Origin of the sequence: Enterobacter cloacae complex sp. ECL72 (assembly GCF_019056635.1) — a bacterium.
Classification (GTDB): Bacteria; Pseudomonadota; Gammaproteobacteria; order Enterobacterales; family Enterobacteriaceae; genus Enterobacter; species Enterobacter hormaechei_C.
Map to the genome: position 1 here is coordinate 1,461,159 of NZ_CP077659.1, position 24,001 is coordinate 1,485,159.

General features: G+C 55.8%; 24 protein-coding genes and 1 other annotated feature. Of the genes, 15 read left to right on the forward strand and 9 right to left on the reverse strand.

Going from position 1 to position 24,001, the window contains the following annotated elements:
• Positions 1–74: 74 nt before the first annotated feature.
• A complete protein-coding gene (yncL, locus tag KTH07_RS07090) occupies positions 75–167 on the reverse strand; it encodes a stress response membrane protein YncL (RefSeq protein ID WP_071842885.1) in 93 nt (30 codons plus the stop codon).
• 321 nt (positions 168–488) lie between these two features.
• Between yncL and thrS the strand changes: the two genes are divergently transcribed.
• The 14 genes from thrS (at position 489) to selO (ending at position 13,131) form a co-directional block, all read left to right on the forward strand.
• Complete coding sequence (gene thrS, locus KTH07_RS07095; protein ID WP_032619833.1) at positions 489–2,417, forward strand: threonine--tRNA ligase; 1,929 nt, start codon at positions 489–491, stop codon at positions 2,415–2,417.
• A 3-nt stretch (positions 2,418–2,420) separates the two neighbouring features.
• A complete protein-coding gene (gene infC / locus KTH07_RS07100) occupies positions 2,421–2,963 on the forward strand; it encodes a translation initiation factor IF-3 (protein ID WP_023616141.1) in 543 nt (180 codons plus the stop codon).
• Positions 2,964–3,060: 97 nt separating this feature from the next.
• Complete coding sequence (rpmI, locus tag KTH07_RS07105) at positions 3,061–3,258, forward strand: 50S ribosomal protein L35 (protein WP_001124225.1); 198 nt, start codon at positions 3,061–3,063, stop codon at positions 3,256–3,258.
• Positions 3,259–3,308: 50 nt separating this feature from the next.
• On the forward strand, positions 3,309–3,665 hold the full coding sequence (gene rplT / locus KTH07_RS07110) for a 50S ribosomal protein L20 (RefSeq protein WP_000124850.1): 357 nt from the start codon (positions 3,309–3,311) through the stop codon (positions 3,663–3,665).
• 117 nt (positions 3,666–3,782) lie between these two features.
• Positions 3,783–3,907, forward strand: a sequence feature (Phe leader region).
• A complete protein-coding gene (pheM, locus tag KTH07_RS07115; protein ID WP_154299526.1) occupies positions 3,788–3,832 on the forward strand; it encodes a pheST operon leader peptide PheM in 45 nt (14 codons plus the stop codon). It overlaps the preceding feature by 45 nt.
• Positions 3,908–3,969: 62 nt before the next feature.
• On the forward strand, positions 3,970–4,953 hold the full coding sequence (gene pheS, locus KTH07_RS07120) for a phenylalanine--tRNA ligase subunit alpha (RefSeq protein ID WP_003857809.1): 984 nt from the start codon (positions 3,970–3,972) through the stop codon (positions 4,951–4,953).
• Between the two features lie 15 nt (positions 4,954–4,968).
• On the forward strand, positions 4,969–7,356 hold the full coding sequence (gene pheT / locus KTH07_RS07125; protein WP_032619831.1) for a phenylalanine--tRNA ligase subunit beta: 2,388 nt from the start codon (positions 4,969–4,971) through the stop codon (positions 7,354–7,356).
• A gap of 4 nt (positions 7,357–7,360) precedes the next feature.
• Positions 7,361–7,660 (forward strand): integration host factor subunit alpha, encoded by a 300-nt coding sequence (gene ihfA / locus KTH07_RS07130; protein ID WP_003857805.1) that lies wholly within the window; start codon positions 7,361–7,363, stop codon positions 7,658–7,660.
• 103 nt (positions 7,661–7,763) lie between these two features.
• A complete protein-coding gene (gene btuC / locus KTH07_RS07135) occupies positions 7,764–8,744 on the forward strand; it encodes a vitamin B12 ABC transporter permease BtuC (protein ID WP_017693588.1) in 981 nt (326 codons plus the stop codon).
• Between the two features lie 33 nt (positions 8,745–8,777).
• Positions 8,778–9,329: a glutathione peroxidase gene (locus tag KTH07_RS07140; RefSeq protein ID WP_017384653.1), complete on the forward strand. Its 552-nt coding sequence runs from the start codon at positions 8,778–8,780 to the stop codon at positions 9,327–9,329.
• Positions 9,329–10,084 (forward strand): vitamin B12 ABC transporter ATP-binding protein BtuD, encoded by a 756-nt coding sequence (btuD, locus tag KTH07_RS07145; RefSeq protein ID WP_032619830.1) that lies wholly within the window; start codon positions 9,329–9,331, stop codon positions 10,082–10,084. The genes KTH07_RS07140 and btuD overlap by 1 nt, the downstream gene beginning before the upstream one ends.
• Positions 10,085–10,156: 72 nt before the next feature.
• Positions 10,157–10,621 carry an NlpC/P60 family protein gene (locus KTH07_RS07150; protein ID WP_015570730.1) on the forward strand — a complete coding sequence of 155 codons (465 nt, stop codon included), beginning with the start codon at positions 10,157–10,159 and terminating at the stop codon, positions 10,619–10,621.
• Between the two features lie 292 nt (positions 10,622–10,913).
• Positions 10,914–11,627: an EAL domain-containing protein gene (locus tag KTH07_RS07155; RefSeq protein ID WP_032619829.1), complete on the forward strand. Its 714-nt coding sequence runs from the start codon at positions 10,914–10,916 to the stop codon at positions 11,625–11,627.
• Between the two features lie 61 nt (positions 11,628–11,688).
• Positions 11,689–13,131: a protein adenylyltransferase SelO gene (gene selO / locus KTH07_RS07160; RefSeq protein WP_032619827.1), complete on the forward strand. Its 1,443-nt coding sequence runs from the start codon at positions 11,689–11,691 to the stop codon at positions 13,129–13,131.
• On the opposite strand, the gene KTH07_RS07165 is transcribed toward selO, so the two are convergent.
• From KTH07_RS07165 to ppsR, 8 genes are all read right to left on the reverse strand, one after another.
• Positions 13,128–13,907: a heme ABC transporter ATP-binding protein gene (locus tag KTH07_RS07165; RefSeq protein ID WP_032619825.1), complete on the reverse strand. Its 780-nt coding sequence runs from the start codon at positions 13,905–13,907 to the stop codon at positions 13,128–13,130. The two genes, selO and KTH07_RS07165, sit on opposite strands and share 4 nt — an antisense overlap.
• Entirely contained in the window at positions 13,900–14,892 is a 993-nt protein-coding gene (locus tag KTH07_RS07170; RefSeq protein ID WP_032619823.1) for an iron ABC transporter permease, read from the reverse strand. Before KTH07_RS07170 ends, KTH07_RS07165 begins: the two co-directional genes overlap by 8 nt.
• The gene (locus tag KTH07_RS07175; RefSeq protein WP_017384647.1) at positions 14,892–15,710 is read right to left on the reverse strand and encodes a hemin ABC transporter substrate-binding protein; all 819 of its coding nucleotides are present in this window, start codon (positions 15,708–15,710) and stop codon (positions 14,892–14,894) included. Before KTH07_RS07175 ends, KTH07_RS07170 begins: the two co-directional genes overlap by 1 nt.
• Positions 15,707–16,735 (reverse strand): hematinate-forming heme oxygenase ChuS, encoded by a 1,029-nt coding sequence (gene chuS / locus KTH07_RS07180; RefSeq protein WP_032620350.1) that lies wholly within the window; start codon positions 16,733–16,735, stop codon positions 15,707–15,709. The genes KTH07_RS07175 and chuS overlap by 4 nt, the downstream gene beginning before the upstream one ends.
• Positions 16,736–16,770: 35 nt before the next feature.
• Entirely contained in the window at positions 16,771–18,753 is a 1,983-nt protein-coding gene (locus KTH07_RS07185) for a TonB-dependent hemoglobin/transferrin/lactoferrin family receptor (protein ID WP_032619820.1), read from the reverse strand.
• A gap of 76 nt (positions 18,754–18,829) precedes the next feature.
• Complete coding sequence (gene hemP, locus KTH07_RS07190) at positions 18,830–19,018, reverse strand: hemin uptake protein HemP (RefSeq protein WP_015570723.1); 189 nt, start codon at positions 19,016–19,018, stop codon at positions 18,830–18,832.
• Positions 19,019–19,183: 165 nt separating this feature from the next.
• Positions 19,184–20,230 (reverse strand): 3-deoxy-7-phosphoheptulonate synthase AroH, encoded by a 1,047-nt coding sequence (aroH, locus tag KTH07_RS07195; protein WP_032619818.1) that lies wholly within the window; start codon positions 20,228–20,230, stop codon positions 19,184–19,186.
• Positions 20,231–20,380: 150 nt separating this feature from the next.
• Entirely contained in the window at positions 20,381–21,214 is an 834-nt protein-coding gene (gene ppsR, locus KTH07_RS07200) for a posphoenolpyruvate synthetase regulatory kinase/phosphorylase PpsR (protein ID WP_017384644.1), read from the reverse strand.
• Positions 21,215–21,549: 335 nt separating this feature from the next.
• On the opposite strand from ppsR, the gene ppsA reads away from it, so the two are divergent.
• Positions 21,550–23,928: a phosphoenolpyruvate synthase gene (ppsA, locus tag KTH07_RS07205; protein ID WP_032619817.1), complete on the forward strand. Its 2,379-nt coding sequence runs from the start codon at positions 21,550–21,552 to the stop codon at positions 23,926–23,928.
• Positions 23,929–24,001: the final 73 nt, after the last annotated feature.

Consider the following 24,001-nt stretch of genomic DNA (forward strand, 5'->3'; position numbering starts at 1 on the left):
CCTTAGTCTACCAAAATCTGCGCCAGAAAGCGCTCAACCCTGGACAACAGGTTATGCCGGAACACCGGTTCGGCTTAAAACCAATGGAATCTGTCAGCCAGAATCAATACCAGGCAAGCAGCGGAAAGTAGATTCAATATCACAACGGTTCTGCTGGATACATTCATGTGATACCCCTTCGATGTTTAAGGACCAAGTCAAGAATAGCTCAGCACTTTCGGATTGCGAGCCTCCGTCAGCAAAAGTTCATGAACGCAGACAAAAGGATGAACGGTTCAAACGGTCGCAGAAGGTGCATTCGCCCTTTCAATAGTGTTACCATTACCCTGCTTGCCGTAAATTCGCATTTATCTGAATCGGCAGGTGCATGATGACGAACCAATTTGACGATTGTTGGTCAGATGGTTTCGTAATCTACTGTTTAATCACGATTATTTTCTTTGTATATGCTCTTATGTGTGGGGCATCACTGCAAATAAGGATATAAAATGCCTGTAATTACTCTTCCTGATGGCAGCCAACGCCATTTCGACCATGCTGTTAGCCCAATGGATGTTGCCCTGGATATCGGCCCTGGACTTGCAAAAGCAACCATAGCAGGTCGCGTAAACGGTGAGCTGGTAGACGCGTCCGATCTGATTGAAAGCGATGCAACGCTTGCGATCATCACCGCGAAAGACGAAGAAGGTCTGGAGATCATTCGTCACTCCTGTGCGCACCTGTTAGGCCATGCTATTAAGCAGCTGTGGCCAAACACCAAAATGGCGATCGGCCCGGTTATCGACAACGGTTTCTACTACGACGTTGACCTTGACCACACCCTGACTCAGGAAGATATCGACGCGCTCGAGAAACGAATGCACGAGCTCGCCGAAACCAACTATGACGTCATTAAGAAGAAAGTCAGCTGGCACGAAGCGCGTGAAACCTTCGTGAAGCGCGGCGAGAGCTACAAAGTCTCGATTCTTGATGAAAACATCGCTCATGATGACAAGCCTGGCTTGTACCATCACCAGGAATACGTCGACATGTGCCGTGGACCGCACGTGCCGAACATGCGCTTCTGTCATCACTTCAAACTGATGAAAATCGCAGGCGCTTACTGGCGTGGCGACAGCAACAACAAAATGTTGCAGCGTATTTATGGTACCGCGTGGGCCGATAAGAAGGCCCTGAACGCGTACCTGCAACGCCTGGAAGAGGCGGCTAAGCGTGACCACCGTAAAATCGGTAAGCAGCTTGACCTGTATCATATGCAGGAAGAAGCGCCGGGGATGGTGTTCTGGCATAACGACGGCTGGACTATCTTCCGTGAACTGGAAACGTTCGTGCGCTCCAAGCTGAAAGAGTACCAGTACCAGGAAGTGAAAGGCCCGTTCATGATGGACCGTGTGCTGTGGGAAAAAACCGGCCACTGGGACAACTACAAAGATGCAATGTTCACCACTTCGTCTGAGAACCGAGAATACTGCATCAAGCCAATGAACTGTCCGGGCCACGTTCAGATCTTCAACCAGGGTCTGAAATCCTACCGCGATCTGCCGCTGCGTATGGCGGAGTTCGGTAGCTGCCACCGTAACGAGCCATCAGGTGCGCTGCACGGTCTGATGCGTGTTCGTGGCTTTACTCAGGATGATGCGCATATCTTCTGTACTGAAGATCAGGTCCGTGAAGAAGTTAACGCCTGTATTCGTATGGTCTACGATATGTACAGCACCTTTGGCTTCGAGAAGATCGTGGTCAAACTCTCAACGCGTCCGGAAAAACGTATCGGCAGCGATGAGACATGGGATCGCGCAGAGGCGGATCTCGCCGTCGCGCTGGAAGAGAACGGTATTCCGTTCGAATACCAGCTGGGCGAGGGCGCATTCTACGGTCCGAAAATTGAATTTACCCTGTATGACTGCCTCGATCGCGCATGGCAGTGCGGAACGGTACAGCTGGACTTCTCCCTGCCGCAGCGTTTAAGCGCCTCTTATGTTGGCGAAGACAACGAGCGTCAGGTGCCGGTTATGATTCACCGTGCGATTCTCGGTTCACTGGAGCGCTTCATCGGCATCCTGACCGAAGAGTTCGCGGGCTTCTTCCCAACCTGGCTTGCGCCAGTGCAGGTAGTGGTGATGAACATTACCGATTCTCAGGCGGATTACGTTAAAGAATTGACGCAGAAACTACAAAATGCGGGCATTCGCGTAAAAGCAGACTTGAGAAATGAGAAGATTGGCTTTAAAATCCGCGAGCACACTTTACGTCGTGTCCCGTATATGTTGGTCTGTGGTGATAAAGAGGTGGAAGCAGGCAAAGTTGCCGTTCGCACCCGCCGTGGTAAAGACCTGGGGAGCCTGAACGTAAGTGAAGTGATTGAGAAGCTGCAACAAGAGATTCGCAGCCGCAGTCTTCAACAACTGGAGGAATAAGGTATTAAAGGCGGAAAACGAGTTCAAACGGCACGTCCGAATCGTATCAATGGCGAGATTCGCGCCCAGGAAGTTCGCTTAACAGGTCTGGAAGGCGAGCAGCTGGGGATTGTGAGTCTGAGAGAAGCGATCGAAAAGGCTGAAGAAGCTGGAGTAGATTTAGTTGAAATCAGCCCTAACGCCGAACCGCCAGTTTGTCGTATCATGGACTACGGCAAGTTCCTTTATGAAAAGAGTAAGTCTTCTAAGGAACAGAAGAAGAAGCAAAAAGTTATCCAGGTTAAGGAAATTAAATTCCGTCCTGGTACCGACGATGGCGATTATCAGGTAAAACTCCGCAGCCTGATTCGCTTTCTGGAAGATGGCGATAAGGCCAAGATCACGCTGCGTTTCCGCGGTCGTGAGATGGCCCACCAACAGATTGGTATGGAAGTGCTTAACCGCGTCCGTGACGATCTGAGTGAACTGGCAGTAGTCGAATCCTTCCCTACGAAGATCGAAGGCCGCCAGATGATCATGGTGCTCGCTCCTAAGAAGAAACAGTAAGGCCTTCAAGCAGCAAAATCTGTGGAGCCTTCGGGCCCCATAGGTTTTGTTCGCCTATGTTTCGTTTATTTAACAATGCGAAGTGGAAGTTATTAAAATGCCAAAAATTAAGACCGTACGCGGTGCTGCTAAGCGCTTCAAAAAAACCGGTAAAGGTGGTTTTAAGCACAAGCACGCTAACCTGCGTCACATTCTGACTAAGAAAGCTACCAAGCGTAAACGTCACCTGCGTCCAAAAGCCATGGTTTCTAAAGGCGATCTGGGCCTGGTCATCGCGTGCCTGCCGTACGCATAAGTCGTTAACGTTTAACTTTTTTAACTTAGAATAGATACAGGAGAGCACACATGGCTCGCGTAAAACGTGGTGTAATTGCACGTGCACGTCACAAGAAAATTTTGAAACAAGCTAAAGGCTACTACGGTGCGCGTTCACGCGTATACCGCGTTGCCTTCCAGGCTGTTATCAAAGCAGGTCAGTACGCTTACCGTGACCGTCGTCAGCGTAAGCGTCAGTTCCGTCAACTGTGGATTGCGCGTATCAACGCAGCAGCACGTCAGAACGGTATTTCTTACAGCAAATTCATCAACGGCTTGAAAAAAGCCTCTGTTGAAATCGACCGTAAGATCCTGGCTGATATCGCAGTATTCGACAAAGTAGCGTTCACCGCTCTGGTCGAAAAAGCGAAAGCAGCACTGGCATAAGCCAGTTGAGAGAGGGGGCTTTGCCTCCTCTTTTCATTTAACACCATCAGAAGATTGACATTTATCCGTGCAGGCTTTTCAATAAGGTCTTAACGGTTTTTACCCTACAAGGTAACGCAAGCATGAATGCTGCTTTTTTCCGCTTCTTCTTTTACTTTAGCACCTGACTTCAGGAGGCTAGCGCGTGAAAGATGAAACGAAAAACAGCGCCAGATAAGCCTCCCGATGGAGGCTTTTTTTGTGCCTGAAGTTAAGAGAATACGTCCAACAATTCGGTGTCTGCACCGACATAATGAGGAAAACCATGTCACATCTCGCAGAGCTGGTTGCCAGTGCAACGGCCGCCATTAACCAGGCCTCAGATGTTGCCGCGTTAGACAATGTCCGCGTCGAATATCTGGGCAAGAAAGGGCATTTGACCCTTCAGATGACTACCCTGCGTGAACTGCCAGCAGAGGAGCGCCCGGCAGCCGGTGCAGTGATTAACGAAGCCAAAGAGCAGGTACAGCAGGCGCTGAACGCGCGTAAAGCCGAGCTGGAAAGCGCAGTACTGAATGCGCGTCTGGCGGCAGAAACGATTGACGTTTCTCTGCCGGGTCGTCGTATTGAAAACGGCGGTCTGCATCCGGTGACTCGTACTATCGATCGTATTGAAAGTTTCTTCGGTGAGCTCGGCTTTACCGTGGCGACTGGCCCGGAAATTGAAGATGATTACCACAACTTCGATGCCCTGAACATTCCTGGCCATCATCCGGCACGTGCTGACCACGACACTTTCTGGTTTGACGCTACCCGTCTGCTGCGTACTCAGACTTCCGGCGTTCAGATCCGTACCATGAAGGAGCAGGAGCCGCCAATCCGCATCATCGCGCCGGGTCGCGTATACCGTAACGACTACGATCAGACCCACACCCCAATGTTCCACCAGATGGAAGGTCTGATTGTTGATAAAAACATCAGCTTTACCAACCTGAAAGGCACGCTGCACGATTTCCTGAACAACTTCTTTGAGGAAGATTTGCAGGTTCGCTTCCGCCCGTCCTACTTCCCGTTCACCGAACCGTCTGCGGAAGTTGACGTGATGGGTAAAAACGGCAAATGGCTGGAAGTGCTGGGCTGCGGCATGGTGCATCCAAACGTGCTGCGCAACGTGGGTATCGATCCGGAAGTGTATTCCGGCTTTGCGTTCGGTATGGGTATGGAGCGTCTGACCATGCTGCGCTACGGCGTAACCGACTTACGTGCGTTCTTCGAAAACGATCTGCGTTTCCTCAAACAGTTTAAATAAGGGCAGGACAGAACAATGAAATTCAGTGAACTGTGGTTACGCGAATGGGTGAACACCACGCTGGACAGCGACGAGCTTTCCAACCAGATCACCATGGCGGGTCTGGAAGTTGACGGTGTAGAGCCGGTTTCTGGCGCCTTCACCGGCGTGGTCGTGGGTGAAGTGGTTGAATGCGGTCAGCACCCTAACGCTGACAAACTGCGCGTAACAAAAGTCAATGTGGGCGGTGACCGTCTGCTGGATATCGTCTGCGGTGCGCCAAACTGCCGTCAGGGCCTGAAAGTGGCCGTGGCGACCGTCGGTGCGGTGCTGCCGGGCGATTTCAAAATCAAAGCGGCTAAGCTGCGCGGTGAGCCGTCTGAAGGCATGCTGTGCTCCTTCTCCGAACTGGGTATTTCCGACGATCACTCCGGCATTATTGAACTGCCGCAGGATGCGCCAGTTGGTACCGATATCCGCGAATACCTGAAGCTTGATGACAACACCATCGAAATCAGCGTAACGCCAAACCGTGCTGACTGTTTAGGCATCATCGGTGTGGCCCGCGACGTGGCCGTGCTGAACCAGACTGAACTGAACGTGCCGGAGATCGCTCCGGTTGAGGCAACCATCAGTGACGTGCTGCCGATACAGGTAGACGCGCCTGAGGCCTGCCCACGCTACCTCGGTCGTGTGGTGAAAGGTATTAACGTTAAAGCGCCAACCCCGCTGTGGATGAAAGAGAAACTGCGTCGCTGCGGTATCCGTTCTATCGATGCGGTCGTCGACGTCACCAACTATGTTCTGCTGGAGCTGGGCCAGCCAATGCACGCCTTTGATAAAGATCGTATCGAAGGTGGGATCGTCGTGCGCATGGCGAAAGAGGGCGAAACCCTGGTTCTGCTGGACGGCAGCGAAGCGAAACTGAACGCTGACACCCTGGTGATTGCCGATCACAACAAAGCGCTGGCGATGGGCGGGATCTTCGGCGGCGAGCACTCTGGCGTCAACGACGAGACGCAAAACGTCCTGCTGGAATGCGCGTTCTTCAGCCCGCTCTCCATCACCGGCCGCGCACGCCGTCACGGTCTGCACACTGATGCTTCTCACCGCTACGAGCGTGGCGTGGATCCTGCGCTGCAATACAAAGCGATGGAGCGTGCTACTCGCCTGCTGATCGACATCTGCGGCGGCGAAGCGGGTCCGGTTATCGATGTGACCAACGAAGCGACGCTGCCGAAGCGTGCGACCATTACCCTGCGCCGCAGCAAACTGGATCGTCTGATTGGTCACCACGTTGCCGATGCGCAGGTGACCGACATTCTGACGCGTCTGGGCTGCGAAGTTACTGAGGGTCAGGACGAGTGGAAAGCCGTTGCGCCGTCCTGGCGTTTTGACATGGAGATCGAGGAAGATCTGGTGGAAGAAGTGGCCCGCGTTTACGGCTACAACAACATCCCTGACGAGCCGGTGCAGGCGGGTCTGGTGATGGGCAGCCATCGCGAGGCCGATCTGTCTCTGAAGCGTGTGAAAACCATGCTGAACGACAAAGGCTACCAGGAAGTGATCACCTACAGCTTCGTTGATCCTAAGCTGCAACAGCTGATCCATCCGGGTCAGGAAGCGCTGATTTTGCCAAGCCCGATTTCCAGCGAGATGTCAGCGATGCGTCTGTCCCTGTGGACGGGACTGCTGGGTACTATCGTTTATAACCAGAACCGTCAGCAAAACCGCGTGCGTATTTTCGAAAGCGGTTTGCGCTTTGTACCGGATACTCAGGCGAATTTAGGCATCCGTCAGGATCTCATGCTGGCCGGCGCCATCAGCGGTAACCGCTTTGAAGAGCACTGGGACCTGGCAAAAGGGACGGTTGATTTCTACGATATGAAGGGCGATCTGGAAGCGATTCTCGATCTGACCGGTAAATTATCCGAAATTGAATTCCGCGCAGAAGCGATTCCAGCCCTGCATCCGGGTCAGAGTGCGGCGATCTATTTAGACGGCAAACGTGTTGGTTTCATTGGGGTTGTTCACCCGGAGCTGGAACGTAAGCTGGATCTGAATGGCCGTACCATCGTATTCGAACTGGAGTGGAACCCGGTTGCAGACCGCGTCATTCCTCAGGCGCAGGACGTCTCCCGCTTCCCGGCAAACCGCCGTGATATCGCGGTTGTGGTCGCTGAAAATGTGCCCGCAGCAGATATTTTGGCCGAATGTAAGAAAGTTGGCGTAAATCAGGTAGTTGGCGTAAACTTATTTGACGTGTACCGCGGCAAGGGCGTAGCAGAAGGTTTCAAGAGCCTCGCTATTAGCCTTATCCTTCAGGATACCAGCCGTACACTCGAAGAAGAGGAGATTGCCGCTACCGTCGCCAAATGTGTAGAGGCATTAAAAGAGCGATTCCAGGCATCATTGAGGGATTGAACCTATGGCGCTTACAAAAGCTGAAATGTCAGAATATCTGTTTGATAAGCTTGGGCTTAGCAAACGGGATGCCAAAGAGCTGGTAGAGCTGTTTTTCGAAGAGATCCGTCGTGCTCTGGAAAATGGTGAGCAGGTTAAACTCTCCGGTTTTGGCAATTTTGATTTGCGAGACAAAAACCAACGTCCGGGCCGTAACCCGAAGACGGGGGAAGATATTCCCATTACAGCCCGCCGCGTGGTGACCTTCAGACCCGGACAGAAGTTAAAAAGCCGTGTCGAAAACGCAACGCCCAAAGCAGAGTAATATGAACTAACTAAAAAGGCCGCTCACGCGGCCTTTTTTCTTTGCGCTATTTGCTAAACCCGCCGTAAAATCAATGATATCTCAACCGGATAACCTATCGTCTATGCTTGATCTTGCCCGCCGCCAGCACCGCTCCGATCTTCGCCGCCTGTGTCTGCTCGGGGTGCTGTTGATTGTCGCCACCACCGTCAGCCTGTGTGCGGGCGATCGGTGGCTGGGGCCGGAAAGCTGGTTTACGCCTGAAGGACAGCTCTTTGTATGGCAGATCCGCCTGCCGCGGACGTTGGCTGTCCTTTTAGTTGGCGCTGCGCTAGCGCTGTGCGGCACGATCATGCAGGCATTATTTGAAAACCCTCTGGCGGAACCCGGGCTTCTCGGGGTCTCGAATGGCGCAGGCGTCGGGCTTATCGCCGCCGTGATGCTGGGGGGAGGCGAGCTCTCCGGCTGGGGGATTAGCCTCAGCGCCATCCTTGGCGCGCTGTTGATAACCCTTATCCTTCTGCGCTTTGCCCGCCGCCACTTATCCACCAGTCGGCTGCTGCTTGCCGGGGTAGCGTTGGGGATCATCTGTAGTGCGCTGATGACCTGGGCCGTCTACTTTTCTACCTCCTTCGATCTGCGCCAGTTAATGTACTGGATGATGGGGGGATTTGGGGGTGTTGACTGGCGTCAGGGGTGGCTGATGGTGCTCCTGATCCCGGTCATCCTGTGGACGGCGTTCCAGGCGCAGCCTCTTAATATTCTCGCGCTGGGCGAAACGTCTGCTCGCCAGCTCGGGATGCCGATTGGATTCTGGCGCAACGTGCTGGTTATCGCCATTGGCTGGATGGTAGGCGTAAGCGTGGCGCTGGCGGGGGCGATTGGCTTTATTGGGCTGGTGATCCCGCATATGCTGCGCCTGTGCGGCATTACGGACCACCGAACTCTGCTCCCGGCCTCGGCGGTTGCCGGGGCGGCAACGCTGCTGGTTGCCGATATCATCGCCCGGCTCGCCCTGACGGCCGCTGAGTTGCCCATAGGCGTGGTGACCGCAACGCTGGGCGCACCGGTCTTTATCTGGCTACTATTAAAAGCTGGACGTTAAAACACAACCTGTAAGTCAACCTGAGGGAATGCTATGCAGTCTGATATTCTGAATACCGAAGTGACGACCATTGACGGCGAGAAAACCACGCTGGAAGGCTACAAGGGCAAGGTGCTGCTCATCGTGAACGTGGCGTCGAAATGTGGCCTTACGCCGCAGTATGAACAGCTGGAAAACATTCATAAAGCCTGGGAAAAAGACGGCTTTACCGTACTCGGCTTCCCGTGCAACCAGTTCCTGGGCCAGGAGCCGGGTAGCGAAGAGGAGATTAAGACCTTTTGCAGCACAACCTATGGCGTGACGTTCCCGATGTTCAGCAAAATTGACGTGAACGGTGAAAATCGTCATCCGCTGTATGCCAAACTGGTGGCCGCGGCGCCGACCGCCGTTGCGCCTGAAGAGAGTGGTTTCTATGAGCGTATGGCAAGTAAAGGCCGCGCGCCGCTCTATCCGGACGATATTCTGTGGAACTTCGAAAAATTCCTGATTGGCCGTGACGGTGAGGTCGTGCAGCGTTTTTCGCCTGACATGACGCCTGAAGATCCTATCGTGATGGAATCAATCAAGCTGGCGCTGGCGAAATAATGACGCTGCTGATGCAGCTCACGGACGTTGCCGGGAAGGGACGTCTTGAGCCTGTGACTGCCGCAGTCAACGCAGGTGAAATCCTTCACCTGGTTGGGCCAAACGGCGCTGGAAAAAGCACGCTGCTGGCGCGTATGGCGGGGCTGACCACCGGGGAAGGAAAGATTACCTTTCTCGGGCAATCGCTCGTCGACTGGCTACCCGCTACACTTGCCTCCCGTCGAAGCTATCTGGTTCAGCAGCAGGTTCCGCCCTTTGCGATGCCCGTCTGGCACTACCTGACGCTGCATCTGCCTGACAAAAATCAGGTGGGATTGCTCAACGAGGTTGCTGCGGCACTCGGGTTAGACGACAAGCTTACCCGGCAGGCAAATCAGCTTTCCGGCGGCGAGTGGCAGCGCGTGCGTCTGGCGGCCGTTATCCTTCAGATCCATCCGGCGGGAAATCCTCACGGGCGGTTGCTGCTGCTGGACGAGCCGATGAGTGGGCTGGACGTTGCCCAACAGGCAGCGCTGGATACCCTGCTCAGCGCGCTGTGTCGCAAGGGGATTGCCATTGTGATGAGCAGCCATGATTTGAACCATACGTTGCGCCACGCGCATCGGGTGTGGTTGCTGGCGCGTGGCAAGCTGATTGCCAGCGGAACGCGCGACAGCGTACTGACGGCCGCCAATCTTGCGAGCGCTTACCACATGTCGTTCCGGAGGCTGGATATTGAAGGCCACAAGATGCTCATTTCCACGGCGCAGGAATAACCTTTCTTGCACAGCTGCATAGATGCACGCTAAATTACCGAAAGAACAAAAAAAGCAGAGGATTCGTCTGAAATGCGATTCTGGTTTCTCCTTGTTGCGGCGCTCTTTCTTGCAGGATGCAGCAGCCATCGTGCACCTCCGCCCAACCCACGGCTTTCCGATTCCATTACGGTCATTGCCAGCCTGAACGATCAGCTCAGCAACTGGCGCGGCACACCTTATCGCTACGGCGGCATGAGCCGGGGCGGGGTGGATTGCTCGGGATTCGTGCTGATGACCTTCCGCGATAAATTTGACCTCCAGCTTCCGCGTGAAACGCGTATGCAGGCGAAAATCGGCACTGAAATTGATAAAGACGAGCTCCTGCCCGGCGATCTGGTCTTTTTTAAAACGGGCTCCGGTGAAAGCGGCCTTCATGTCGGCATCTATGATACCGATAATCAGTTCATTCATGCCTCGACCAGCCGTGGCGTGATGCGCTCCTCTCTGGATAATGTTTACTGGCGTAAAAACTTCTGGCAGGCCAGACGTATTTAACCGCTGCATAAAAATGCAGTGCGGAGGGCCTGGCGGTGAAAATAGACGTCAGGCTTTTCTTGCGGGTTGATTAAAGTTAAATTTTTGCCCAATTATTTATGTCCGCATGTGCCTGTTTTATCTAAAACTGGCTATTATTCAATAACCAGGATAAAATTAATTTAGATTCAGGGAAAAATCTGAAAATTAATACGGAAAGAATGAAATTAATCTTATTAAAATCAAGACAGTGGAATTGTGCCTGCAATTGCTCCAGGATGTTCTCTCTCATCTTTAATGCAGGACAAGCGCGATGATTATTACGCTAGATAATGCTTACCAGTCTGAACTTTTACTCCTTCCGGCGCGTGATAGTGCAGGTTTGCTTAAAGGTTTAGAGATTTTGGTTAACTTTACTGGCGTGGGTGCGGACGTACGGATCCCGACTGAACTGGTTATCCCACATCTTTCTCAGGAAGATGAATTAGCGCTGTTTCAGGAGAAACTGCAATTACTCGATACCTGTAAGCTATTTTTTATTCAGCATCAGTTAATTGCATGGATCAATATTACACCTGCAATTGTTGAGTTTTTATTAACTAATGAGAACGCTGTTTCAATCCTCGAGCGTTATCCGTTTCTTGAGTTTACTGTTAATGAGAACTATCCAGGTTTAAATAACGGGAAAGACGATCCCTGTCTGGCAAGAATGGCGATCCATTTCCCCTTAGTACTGGCTAACTTTGGTGCAGGGGCATCTTCCCTTAAACCGGTTTATGATGGTCTGTTCAAACGGGTGATTCTGGATAAAAACTTTATCCAGCAGCGCGTGTCGGCACTCTCGTTTGAGCCTTTTATGCGCGCCATTCTCTGGCAGATCGCGCCGCATTGTCAGTCGGTCATGGTCTCGGGAATTGACGATCACGGCATCTTACAACGCGTGCTGCCCTTCAATTTTGGTGCAATGCAGGGAAGCCTGTGGCCTGCCGTCCCGGCAGAGCGAGTCACGACTCTCGTTCAGCAATAACCCCTTTCTTCGCCCGTGTTTACGTCCAGGGAAACCCTCTACACTTAAAGCAGGAGGACTTATGACCCTGTCTTTTACTGCTCACTGGCACGATGAATTACCCGGCTTTTACACCGCGCTTAAGCCAACGCCATTACAGAACGCGCGTCTTATCTGGCATAACGATGCATTGGCGGATTCGCTTGGCATCCCTTCGACGCTTTTTCAGCCAGAAAAAGGCGCCGGCGTCTGGGGCGGCGAAACGCTGCTCCCGGGCATGAAGCCGCTGGCTCAGGTCTACAGCGGACATCAGTTTGGCGTCTGGGCGGGACAGCTCGGCGATGGCCGCGGCATCCTGCTGGGTGAACAGGTTCTGCCGAATGGCGAAACGCTCGACTGGCACCTGAAAGGGGCAGGGCTAACCCCGTACTCACGCATGGGGGATGGCCGCGCGGTGCTGCGTTCAACCATCCGTGAAGGTCTGGCTTCCGAGGCGATGCATGCCCTGGGGATCCCCACCTCACGCGCGCTGTCCATAGTCAACAGCGACACGCCGGTGGCCCGTGAAACGATGGAGCAGGGAGCGATGCTGATCCGCGTGGCGGAAAGCCATCTGCGTTTCGGTCATTTTGAACACTTCTACTATCGCCGCGAGCCGGATAAGGTCCGCCAGCTTGCCGATTACGCCCTTCGCCGTCACTGGCCGCACCTGCAAAACGAGCCGGACCGCTATGTTCTCTGGTTCCGTGATATTGTCGCGCGCACTGCCGCAATGATTGCCCGCTGGCAGGCCGTCGGCTTTGCCCACGGGGTGATGAATACCGACAACATGTCCCTGTTAGGGCTGACGTTTGACTACGGTCCGTACGGCTTCCTTGATGACTATCAGCCGGGTTACATCTGTAACCATTCGGACTATCAGGGGCGTTACCGTTTCGACAACCAGCCTGCGGTGGGGCTGTGGAACCTTCAGCGGCTTGCGCAAAGCCTGTCGCCGTTTATCGACGTCGATGCCCTGAACGATGCGCTGGACAGCTATCAGGAGATCCTGCTGCGGGAATATGGTGTGTTAATGCGCAACAAGCTGGGGCTGATGACGCAGGAAAAAGGCGATAACGCGCTGTTGAATGGGCTGTTTGCCATCATGGTGCGTGAAGGCAGCGACTATACCCGAACCTTCCGTATGCTGAGCCAGACCGCGCAGCAGAGCGCCGCGTCACCGCTGCGCGACGAGTTCATCGATCGTCAGGCGTTTGATGACTGGTTTGCCGTTTACCGGACGCGTTTACAGCAGGAACAGATTGATGACGATACCCGCCAGACGCGGATGAAGGCGGTTAACCCGGCGATGGTGTTGCGCAACTGGCTGGCGCAGCGGGCCATTGAGCAGGCAGAGCAGGGGGATTATACCGAGCTGCATCGGCTGCATATCGCCCTGCGCACGCCGTTTGCCGACCGGGAGGATGACTATGTCAGCCGCCCGCCGGACTGGGGCAAGCGGCTGGAAGTGAGCTGCTCAAGCTAAGGGGCGAGAAAAACCTGCGGTGCGGCGTGCGCCGGATGTCTGCCGACGTGCACCTGCGCACCGTACCAGTGTGCCAGCGCGTCGGCCTGCAAAACCGTCTCCGGTATGCCCTGAGAAACAATCCTGCCGTTGTGTAACAGCAGGATCCGGTCCGACCATAATGCGGCAAGATTGAGATCGTGCAGCACCACGCAGGCGTGAAGATGGCCCTGACGGGTCAGCGATTTCAACAGGCGCAGCAGATGCTGCTGGTGGTAGAGATCCAGCGCTGAAGTGGGTTCGTCGAGAAACAGCCAGCCGCGCGGCGTTCCGTCACGCCACAGCTGCGCCAGCGCGCGGGCGAGCTGGACGCGCTGCTGCTCGCCGCCGGAGAGGGCATGATAACGCCTGCCGGCCAGCGGCAGGCAACCGGTCAGCTGCAACACCTCACGCACAATCGACGGTTCCGGGTGACGCGTCCAGGGCGCACGCCCCATGCCAACGATCTCCTCCACCTGCCAGTCAAATCCAGGCTGAGACTGCTGGCGCATCACTGCCCGATAGCGGGACAGCGTCTGCGGATGCCATTCCTCCAGCGCTTTTCCCGCCAGCGAACAGCCGCCGCTGTCGGGTTTCAGGTAGCCGGTCAGCAGCCGCAGCAGTGTGGATTTCCCCGCGCCGTTGGGGCCGATCAATGTAACCAGCTCTCCCTGCGACAGTGACAGCGAAACGTTATCTGTCAGCGTGCGGCCAGATCGGGTAAAAGTAAGATTTTCAGCCGTATAACGTTCAGCCATGCTGTTCTCCACGACGAAAAATGAGCCATAAGAACCAGGGAGCACCAAGGATACTGGTGAGCAGGCCGACCGGCATTTCTGCCGGAGCGACCAGGGTGCGCGCGACCGTATCCGCCACCAGCAGCAGTAAAGCGCCCGCGAGTACCGTGCCGGGGAGGGTTGCCCGGTGATCGGCGCCCAGCCACATGCGCATCAGGTGCGGCACCACGAGTCCGACAAAGCCAATCACGCCGCTGACGGCGACAGCCGCAGCGACCAGCAGGGCGCTGCATAACAGTAATATTCGCTGTACAAAGGCAACGTCCACGCCAAGGTAATGCGCTTCCTCTTCACCCAGTTGCAGTAAATTTAATGCGCTGGCACAACGCCAGATCGCCAGAACGGCAGGCACCATCAGCGAGGTCACGGCGAGCAGCGTTGACCACTGTGCCTGACCAAGACTTCCCATTCCCCAGAGTGAAAGCTGACGCAGCTGGGCGTCATTGCTGACCCACGAAAGCACACCCACTGCCGCACCGCACAGGGCATTGATGGCGATACCCACCAGCAACAGACGTGACAGAGAGGGGTCACGCTGCTTGCTGAGCAGGAAGATCACGCCAGTGGCTGCCAGCGCCCCAAGAAATGCCGCCAGCATAGGGGCGTAAAGCATCACCAGCGCGGGCAGCGAGAGCGGGAGCACCACCCACAGGGCGACGGCCAGCGCCGCACCGCTGCTGATCCCGAGCAGGCCCGGGTCGGCCAGTGGATTGCGGAACAGCCCCTGCATGACGCAGCCGGCGAGCGCCAGCGATCCGCCAATCACCAGCGCCAGCAGTACGCGGGGCAGACGGATGGTAAGCCAGATCTGGCGTAGCGTCTCATCGCTGCCGCTCCACAGCACGTTCACCGGCAGGCGTAACGCCCCAAAACCGGTGGCCATGAACGTCATGACGGTAAGCAACCCCGCCAGAAGCCATAACGATAACGTGATGCGCCGGGACATCAGGGCAGTTGCTCCGCTCTGGCACGCAGCTGTTGTATGGCTTTCGGCGTGCGGACGCTGAAGCCCAGCAGGGCCATATCATCAATAGCCAGCACCTGTTTGCTTCGTCCCGCTGGCGTTTGCGCCAGACCGGGCAGTTTCCACAGATTTTCTTCGCCGCCCAGCGCGTTAAGACCGTCCTGCGAAATCACCACCAGATCCGGCTGGCTGGCCATCACCCCCTCCTGGGAAAGCGGCTGATAGCGGGTAAAGCCCTGCATGGCGTTCTGCAACCCGGCGGCGCGTATTGCCGCATCCGCGCCGGTCTGTTGCCCGGCCGCCATTGCGGTCATTCCGCCGTGGCTGAGGATAAACAGCACCCGCTTGTTGAGCGGTGTTGAGGGCAGTGCCGCCAGCGCCTGACGCAGCGAGTTGCGCAGGGTTTCCCCTTGCGCCTCATGATGCGTCGCCTGAGCTATCACCCGTACTTTTTCGTCAATCGCGCGCAGGTCAGGCGTGCCGGGAACGGTAACCACCCGGACGTGGCTCTGTTCAACCTGTTTCAGCGCCAGAGAGGGCTGCGCCTGGTCGCTTGCCAGCACCAGCGTCGGGCGTACGGATAAAATCCCCTCCGCATTCAGCTGGCGAAGATACCCCACGTCAGGCAGCGCGTTTGTCGCCTGCGGCCACTGGCTGGTACTGTCGCGCGCAACCAGAGAAGACTCCGCGCCGAGGGCGTAGACGATCTCCGTCACGTCGCCGCCGAGGGCGACAATTCTCTCCGGCGCGGCGACGGCGACCAGCGGCAGGGCGCAGAGCAGGGCGAACCAGTTTTTCATGCGGCCAGCCCTTCTGGCGTCAGGGCGTCAATCTGGCGGCGCCACTGGCTCTGCTCAGGCTCGCCTTCGGTACGCTGCCCGTAGAGCTGGGCGATCTGAGTGCCGTCCGCAGCAAACAGCTCCAGGCTGGTAACGTGTCCGTCCGCCGTAGGCTTACGCGTTACCCACGTCTCGGCGATAGTCTCCTCCAGCAGATGCAGGGTAAAGGTTGGGTTGAAGATGTTCAGCCAGCCCTTCATGGGCGTCAGTTTTTCCACCACACCGGTGAAGATCTGCACGCAGCCGCGGTTGCCGACGAAGATCATGATTTCGTTTCCGTCCTGTCGCGCCGTCTCCAGCAGCTGTGCCAGCGCGCTGTTATCCACCTTACAGGCCAGATCGTCACTCACCAGACGAAACGCCTGCTGGCGGCTCAGTTTATGGCGCTTCAGTAAGCTAAAGAACTGATGCACATCGGTCATGGCGCGCCACTCTTTCTCCACCGGGCCTGCATCAGCACCGTCGGAATGCGCAGGGGCATCGACAGCCTTCAGTGCCAGAGTGGTGTTATCGGCAATGATAAAACGGGTCAGCACGTTGCCCCAGGCGGCAACGTCGGTGTGATCCGTGGTGTAGACCTTCAGTAAAGCGTCGCCCTGATGATCGAAGAACTGAATGCTCTGACGTTCGCCGCGGGAGGTCGTTTCACTTATGTGGAACGCGCTCGCCCACTGGTTGAGGAACAAACGCAGATCCAGCGCGCGCGGATTCAGCACCAGCCCGGCGTGGCCGCCGAGGTGCTGGTTAGTAAACGCCCCGACCTGCTCGTGAACGGCGTATTCGTTACGGCAGATGCATTTGGTTTCCCCCACCGACTCCAGCGCTGCCAGAATCTCACGGATTTCACCGCGCAGCCGCCAGGCGTCGTGTCCAACGCGCGCAAATGCCAGCTCTGCTTCGCTGATGTGCATTAATCCGGCGATATCACGGGCGTACTTACCCGGATGTTCTTCTTTAAGCTCAAGCCAGCGTGTGTAGTGACCCATAATCTTATCCTTCTGAATCGTTGCCCCGAAGGGAATTACCATTGATAACTGACGAAGATCTTGCCGTTGCGGCCATCCTGCGGGATGCCTTGTGGTGACCAGTAGGCTTTGTCGAAGGCGTTCCCCAGCACGAGGGTGGTGGTGATGCCTTTGAACTGCTGCTGACCTTTATAGCTGACGTAGAAATCATTCACTGCGTAGCCAGGCTGCTCGCTGTAGCTGCTGCTGATGTGCGTTGAACGTTCGACGAAGGTGCCGATCCAGCCCACGGAGAAGCCGCTTTGCGCCACGGGGATATCCAGCTTGCTGGTGACGGTGTCCGGGTTGATGCTGGAGATGTATTCGCCCGTGTCGGTATCTTTCCCGCGTGTGCGGTTGTAGGCCACGTCCAGGTTGAACAGACTGGTCGCGTAGGTCGCCATCATGTCCCAGCCCCAGATTTTGGCATTTGGTACGTTATAGGACATGGTGGTGGCCGCCGCAAAATCGACGGTAGTGGAGATGTAATCTTTCGCTTTGGTGTCGAAGTAGCTGGCTTTGAACTCCAGCGCGTCGTTGGCGAGCAGCAGATCGTCAAAACGTAGCCCAAAACCGAACTCCTGGGTTTCGTTAGTTTCCGGACGCAGGTTCGGGTTCGGCACCCAGTAGTTGGTGTAGAAGCTGCCGATAGAGAAGTGCTTCGAGTCGTTATACATCTCGCCCATCGTTGGCGCACGGAAGGCCTGGGCGTAAGAGCCGAACAGCATCAGCCAGTCGGCTGGACTCACGGTTAACCCGGCGCGTGATGACCACTTATCCGCATCCACGTCGTCGTAACCGTCGCTGCTGCCGCGGTAGTTGTCGTAACGCGTCCCGCCGAGAAGCGTTACCGGCAGGTCGCGCAGGGTGATCTCATCCTGCAACCAGCCGGAGCTGAAGTCGATTTTCGCGTCCGGGAAGCCGGTGGTCGCGCCGCCAGGGTGTTGCTCCTGACGATAGTATTCCCCGCCGTAGGTCAGCAGGTGCGAGGCGAAGGAGTCGCTGAACAGGCGGGTGCGGTTTTCCACTTTGCCGCCTTTGGTAGTCTGCTTACGGAACTCGCCGCTGGCGTCGATGTTCTGGGCGTTGATCCGCGCTTCGGACCAGTAAATTTTCGCATCGGCGTTCAGCCAGTCGTTTCCGGCTGGCGCAATGCGGTAGCCAAGCTGTGCATCGCGCTGAATGGTGGAACGATCGGTCATCGGGTTACTGCTGCTGGCATCCGTGGTCTGCGGATTTTTCGGCTCCTGCGCGTCGTTGTTGTAGTAGCGCAGGGAGCCACTCAGCGTCTGCGCCGGATCGATTTTCCAGCTGCCTTTCGCCAGCATATTGTTGATGGATTCGTCATTTGGCGCCCTCGCGCCGTCACTCTGGCGAATGTCGCCGCGATCGCGGCTGGACCAGGAGACCAGACCGTCCAGGGTATCGGTGCGGCCATAGGCGCTGGCACCCATCCCGATGCTGTGATCGCCCGTTGCACCGGTAGCAAATACGCGATAGCCGCTGTTTTTACCTGCATCCAGCAGATCGTTGGCGTCGACGGTGTCATACGAAATTACGCCGCCCAGCGCGCCGCTGCCGTACAGCAAGGCGGAAGGACCACGTACTACTTCAATACGTTTGATCAGCGCCGGATCGAGGAACGTGCTGTTCAGGTGTCCGGTATCAGTGCCCTGGCGCACGCCATCCACCAGTATCAGCACGCCACGGCGGTCATAGCCCCGGAGGTTAACGTCCTGACCGTTGGTGCGCCCGGTGCCATCCAGCGTCAGACCGGGCACCTTGCGCAGCAGGTCGGCGGCGGAGCTGGCGGTCTGGTTTTCCGGCGCGGTGGCGTCAATCACGCTCACCATCATGGGGGCTTCAAAGGCGCTGCGGGCATTGCCGGTGGCGGTGACGGTGATCTCGTCTGCGGCGGCAAACGTAACGCCCGGCAGGGTGCTGACAATCGCCAGCGCCAGAAGAGACGGGCGTAAAGACGCGGATTGCAGGTGTGGCATAGCAACTCTCCATAAGAATTGAAAAGCGCTGGCTGCCTGGGGATCACCTGGGTGGCTGGCGAATGTGTTGTCTGGTTTATTTAGTCAGGATCAGTTTTCCGGCATTGGTCTGGCGCAGCAGGTAGTGCTGGCCGTCATGCTCGATAATGACCCGTCCCTCCTCACCCAACAGGCTTTTGCTGTCGATTCGGCGATCGGTGGGAGCAGGGGACGGTGCTGTGTGTGTTTTTGTTGGCGTTGCCGCGCTGTTATCGGTAGGTGACATAATGTTTATAAATAACAATCAATGTAACAATGATAATCATTATCAATAAACTGCAAATTCACGGCAAGCGTTTTTGTGAAAATTGTGTGACGGGATCAAATTTGGGGGAGAGGGAGAAGGGCACGTACCGTAGGCCGGGTAAGCGTAGCGTCACCCGGCAGGATTTTAAAAGCGTGTGTCCACGGCTGAAGCCAGCATCTCCAGCAGCAGCTCGCTGTCTTCCCAGCTCAGGCACGGGTCGGTGATTGACTGGCCGTAGACCATTTGCTGTCCGGCGACGATTTTCTGCGTGCCTTCTTTGATAAAACTCTCCGCCATAATTCCTGCAATGGCGGTCGAGCCGCTGCGGATCTGCTGGCAAACTTCCTCGCAGACGTCCAGCTGGCGGCGGTGCTGTTTCTGACAGTTGCCGTGGCTGAAATCCACCACCAGATGCTCCGGCAGGTCAAATTCCGCCAGCGTTTCGCAGGCGGCGGCAATATCTTCTGCATGGTAATTCGGTTTTTTACCGCCACGCATAATGATATGTCCGAACGGGTTGCCGCTGGTCTGGTAGATGGTCATCTGGCCGTTTTTATCCGGGGAGAGGAACATATGGCTGGCGCGTGACGCGCGGATGGCATCTACGGCAATTCGGGTATTGCCGTCCGTTCCGTTTTTGAAGCCCACCGGACAGGAGAGCGCCGACGCCATTTCACGGTGGATCTGGCTTTCGGTGGTACGTGCGCCAATCGCGCCCCAGCTAATGAGGTCGGCAATAAACTGTCCGGTCACCATATCCAGAAATTCGGTGGCAGTTGGCACGCCCAGCTCGTTAACCTGTAACAGCAGCTTGCGCGCCAGCGTAATACCGTGATTCACCCGGTAGCTACCGTTCAGATCGGGATCGGAAATCAATCCTTTCCAGCCCACGACGGTACGCGGCTTTTCAAAGTAGGTACGCATCACGATCTCCAGGCGATCCTGATACGTGCCGCGCAGCGTCTGAAGGCGTTGTGCATAATCCATTGCCGCGTCGAGGTCGTGGATGGAGCAGGGGCCAATCACCACCAGAAGACGTTTGTCTTCACCATTGAGAATTTTTTCGATGCGGCGACGGGAGGCCGTCACATGGTCCGCCACCTCGGCGGATACGGGATGCAGCAGGGCCAGTTCAGCCGGTGTGACCAGGCTATCAATGCGCGCGGTGCGCAGTTCGTCGGTTTTGTTCATGGAATGTCTCAGAAATTTTTTGCTTCATCGGCAGACTACCGGGAAGTGATGGGCATCACCTTAAACCAATCCCTGCTGATTTCAAGTTCGGGGCACGTCGCCCCGAAGATGGCGTGATAATAACTGAAACTGGATTAATGTACTAGCATATTAGTACATGCGGCGATTCAGCCCCATGATATCGAGGATTTTGGTGGCAATTTCTTCTACTGAATAGTTGGTACTGTTCAGCCAGGGAATTTGATTTTTCCGGTACAGCGCTTCGACTTCGGAGACTTCCATTCGGCACTGGCGCATCGAGGCGTAGCGGCTGTTCTCGCGACGTTCTTCGCGGATCGCTGCCAGTCGTTCCGGGTTGATGGTCAGCCCAAACAGCTTATGCTGGAGCGGCTTGAGCGCGGCGGGCAGCACCAGGTTATCCATATCATCGGCAATAAAGGGGTAGTTGGCGGCACGAATGCCAAACTGCATGGCCAGGTAAAGGCTGGTGGGGGTTTTACCGCAGCGCGACACGCCGAGCAAAATCACCTGCGCCTGGTCGAGATTGCGCAGGGAGATCCCGTCGTCGTGCGCCAGGGTGTAGTCAATGGCGGCAATACGCGCATCGTATTTGGTCAGGTTACCGGGGTTCAGCCCGTGGGTACGGTGGGCGATCGGCGTCGGGTCGAGCTTCAGCTCGCTTTGCAAGGGAGCAACCAGCGCCTGCACGATGTCCTGACAGAAGCCCTCGCTTTGCAAAATGATGTTGCGGATCTCAGGGATCACAATGGAATAGAACACCAGCGGACGAACGCCGGTCTGCTGGTAAATGGCGTCGATCTGGTCCTTGACCGCTTTGGCCCGGCTCTCATTTTCCACGAACGGCAACGTGATGCTGTTTATCGATACCGGAAACTGCGACATCACCGCGTGTCCCAGCACCTCGGCGGTTATCGCCGTCCCATCAGAAATATAAAAAACGTGGCGATCGACAGCATTATCCATTTTATCCACCCTGAATAGCGTACGTAATTGCCTGAAAGCATAAATTAAAAAAGTTAATTTCACAGCAAAGAACTTATCTGAATTTAAAATGAAATGGTGTTTTTGATTTTCCTGAAAAGTGGATTTCATTTTTCGAATAGCGGCTTTATTTCTATGGTTTTTGCCGGAATCTATAGGAATCATCGGGTTAGCGAGTGCCGGGAAACTGTCCGAAAAGTTGAAAATTTAAATTGCTTACACGATTCACCGTTTTTTTAGCGGAAATAAATATGCCAGTATAAATACGTAGTCAGGTGTTTCTTACTCCGATCAAATATCACAAAAGGATTGTTTCGATGTCCAACAATGGCTCGTCACCGCTGGTGCTTTGGTATAACCAACTCGGCATGAATGATGTAGACAGAGTTGGGGGCAAAAATGCCTCCCTGGGTGAAATGATTACAAATCTGTCCGGTATGGGTGTTTCCGTACCTAACGGGTTTGCCACAACCGCCGATGCGTTTAACCTGTTTTTAGACCAGAGCGGTGTAAACCAGCGCATTTACGACCTGCTGGATAAAACGGATATTGATGATGTCACCGAGCTTGCCAAAGCCGGCGCGCAAATCCGCCAGTGGATTATCGACACACCTTTCCAGCCGGAACTGGAAAAAGCCATTCACGACGCGTACAACCAGCTCTCCGCTGACGACGCGCAGGCCTCCTTTGCCGTGCGCTCTTCCGCCACCGCGGAAGATATGCCTGACGCCTCTTTCGCCGGGCAGCAGGAAACCTTCCTCAACGTCCAGGGTTACGAGGCGGTGCTGGTGGCGGTGAAGCACGTGTTTGCTTCCCTGTTCAACGACCGCGCCATCTCCTATCGCGTCCATCAGGGCTATGACCACCGCGGCGTGGCGCTCTCCGCGGGCGTACAGCGCATGGTGCGTTCCGACGTGGGCTCTTCCGGCGTGATGTTCTCTATCGACACTGAATCCGGCTTCGACCAGGTGGTATTTATCACCTCCGCATGGGGTCTGGGCGAGATGGTGGTGCAGGGGGCAGTGAACCCTGACGAATTCTACGTGCACAAGCCAACGCTGGCGGCTAACCGTCCGGCAGTGGTACGCCGCACCATGGGCTCGAAAAAAATCCGCATGATCTATGCTCCGACGCAAGAGCATGGCAAGCAGGTCACCATTGAAGATGTGCCGCAGGAGCAGCGGGATCGCTTCTCGCTGACTGACGCCGAAGTGGAAGAGCTGGCGAAGCAGGCGGTGCAGATTGAAAAACACTATGGCCGTCCAATGGACATCGAGTGGGCGAAAGACGGACACACCGGCAAGCTGTTTATCGTTCAGGCGCGTCCGGAAACCGTCCGTTCACGCGGTCAGGTCATGGAGCGCTACACCCTGCACGCGCAGGGCAAAATTGTCGCGGAAGGCCGCGCAATTGGTCACCGCATCGGTGCCGGTCCGGTGAAAGTGATCCACGACATCAGCGAAATGAACCGCATTCAGCCCGGCGACGTGCTGGTGACCGACATGACCGACCCGGACTGGGAACCGATCATGAAAAAAGCGGCTGCCATCGTCACCAACCGCGGTGGCCGTACCTGTCACGCGGCTATTATCGCCCGTGAGCTGGGGATCCCGGCGGTAGTCGGCTGCGGTGACGCGACCGAACGCATGAAGGATGACCAGAAGGTGACGGTCTCCTGCGCTGAAGGCGATACCGGCTACGTGTATGCCGATATCCTCGACTTCAGCGTGAAAAGCTCCAGCGTGGATACCATGCCGGACCTGCCGCTGAAGATCATGATGAACGTCGGTAACCCGGACCGCGCGTTTGACTTCGCCTGCCTGCCGAACGAAGGCGTGGGCCTGGCGCGTCTGGAATTTATTATTAACCGTATGATCGGGGTGCACCCGCGTGCGCTGCTGGAGTTCGACGACCAGGACGCAAAACTGCAAAACGAAATCCGCGAGATGATGAAGGGTTACGACTCGCCGAGAGAGTTCTATGTGGGGCGTCTGACGGAAGGGATCGCCACGCTCGGCGCGGCCTTCTACCCGAAACGCGTGATCGTGCGTCTGTCGGACTTTAAGTCCAACGAATACGCCAACCTGGTGGGCGGCGAACGCTACGAGCCGGAAGAAGAGAACCCGATGCTGGGCTTCCGCGGTGCCGGACGCTACGTGTCGGAAAGCTTCCGCGACTGCTTCGCGCTGGAGTGCGAGGCGGTAAAACGCGTGCGCAATGACATGGGGCTGGCCAACGTGGAAATCATGATCCCGTTCGTCCGTACCGTGGATCAGGCGAAAGCGGTGGTGGATGAGCTGGCGCGTCAGGGGCTGAAGCGCGGTGAGAACGGGCTGAAGATCATCATGATGTGTGAAATTCCGTCCAACGCCCTGCTGGCCGAGCAGTTCCTGGAACACTTCGACGGCTTCTCCATTGGCTCGAATGACATGACGCAGCTGGCGCTCGGCCTGGACCGCGACTCCGGCGTCGTCTCTGAGCTGTTCGATGAGCGTAACGAGGCGGTGAAAGCGCTGCTCTCCATGGCCATCCGCGCGGCGAAGAATCAGGGTAAATATGTCGGGATTTGCGGCCAGGGTCCTTCTGACCATGAAGACTTTGCGGCCTGGCTGATGGATGAGGGGATTGATAGCCTCTCCCTGAACCCGGACACCGTGGTGCAGACCTGGCTGAGCCTGGCAGAGCTGAACAAGTAAAACCTGCACAACCTGAAAAAGGCGAGGATATCTGTCCTCGCCTTTTTTATTTTCCTGCGAATATGCTCACCAT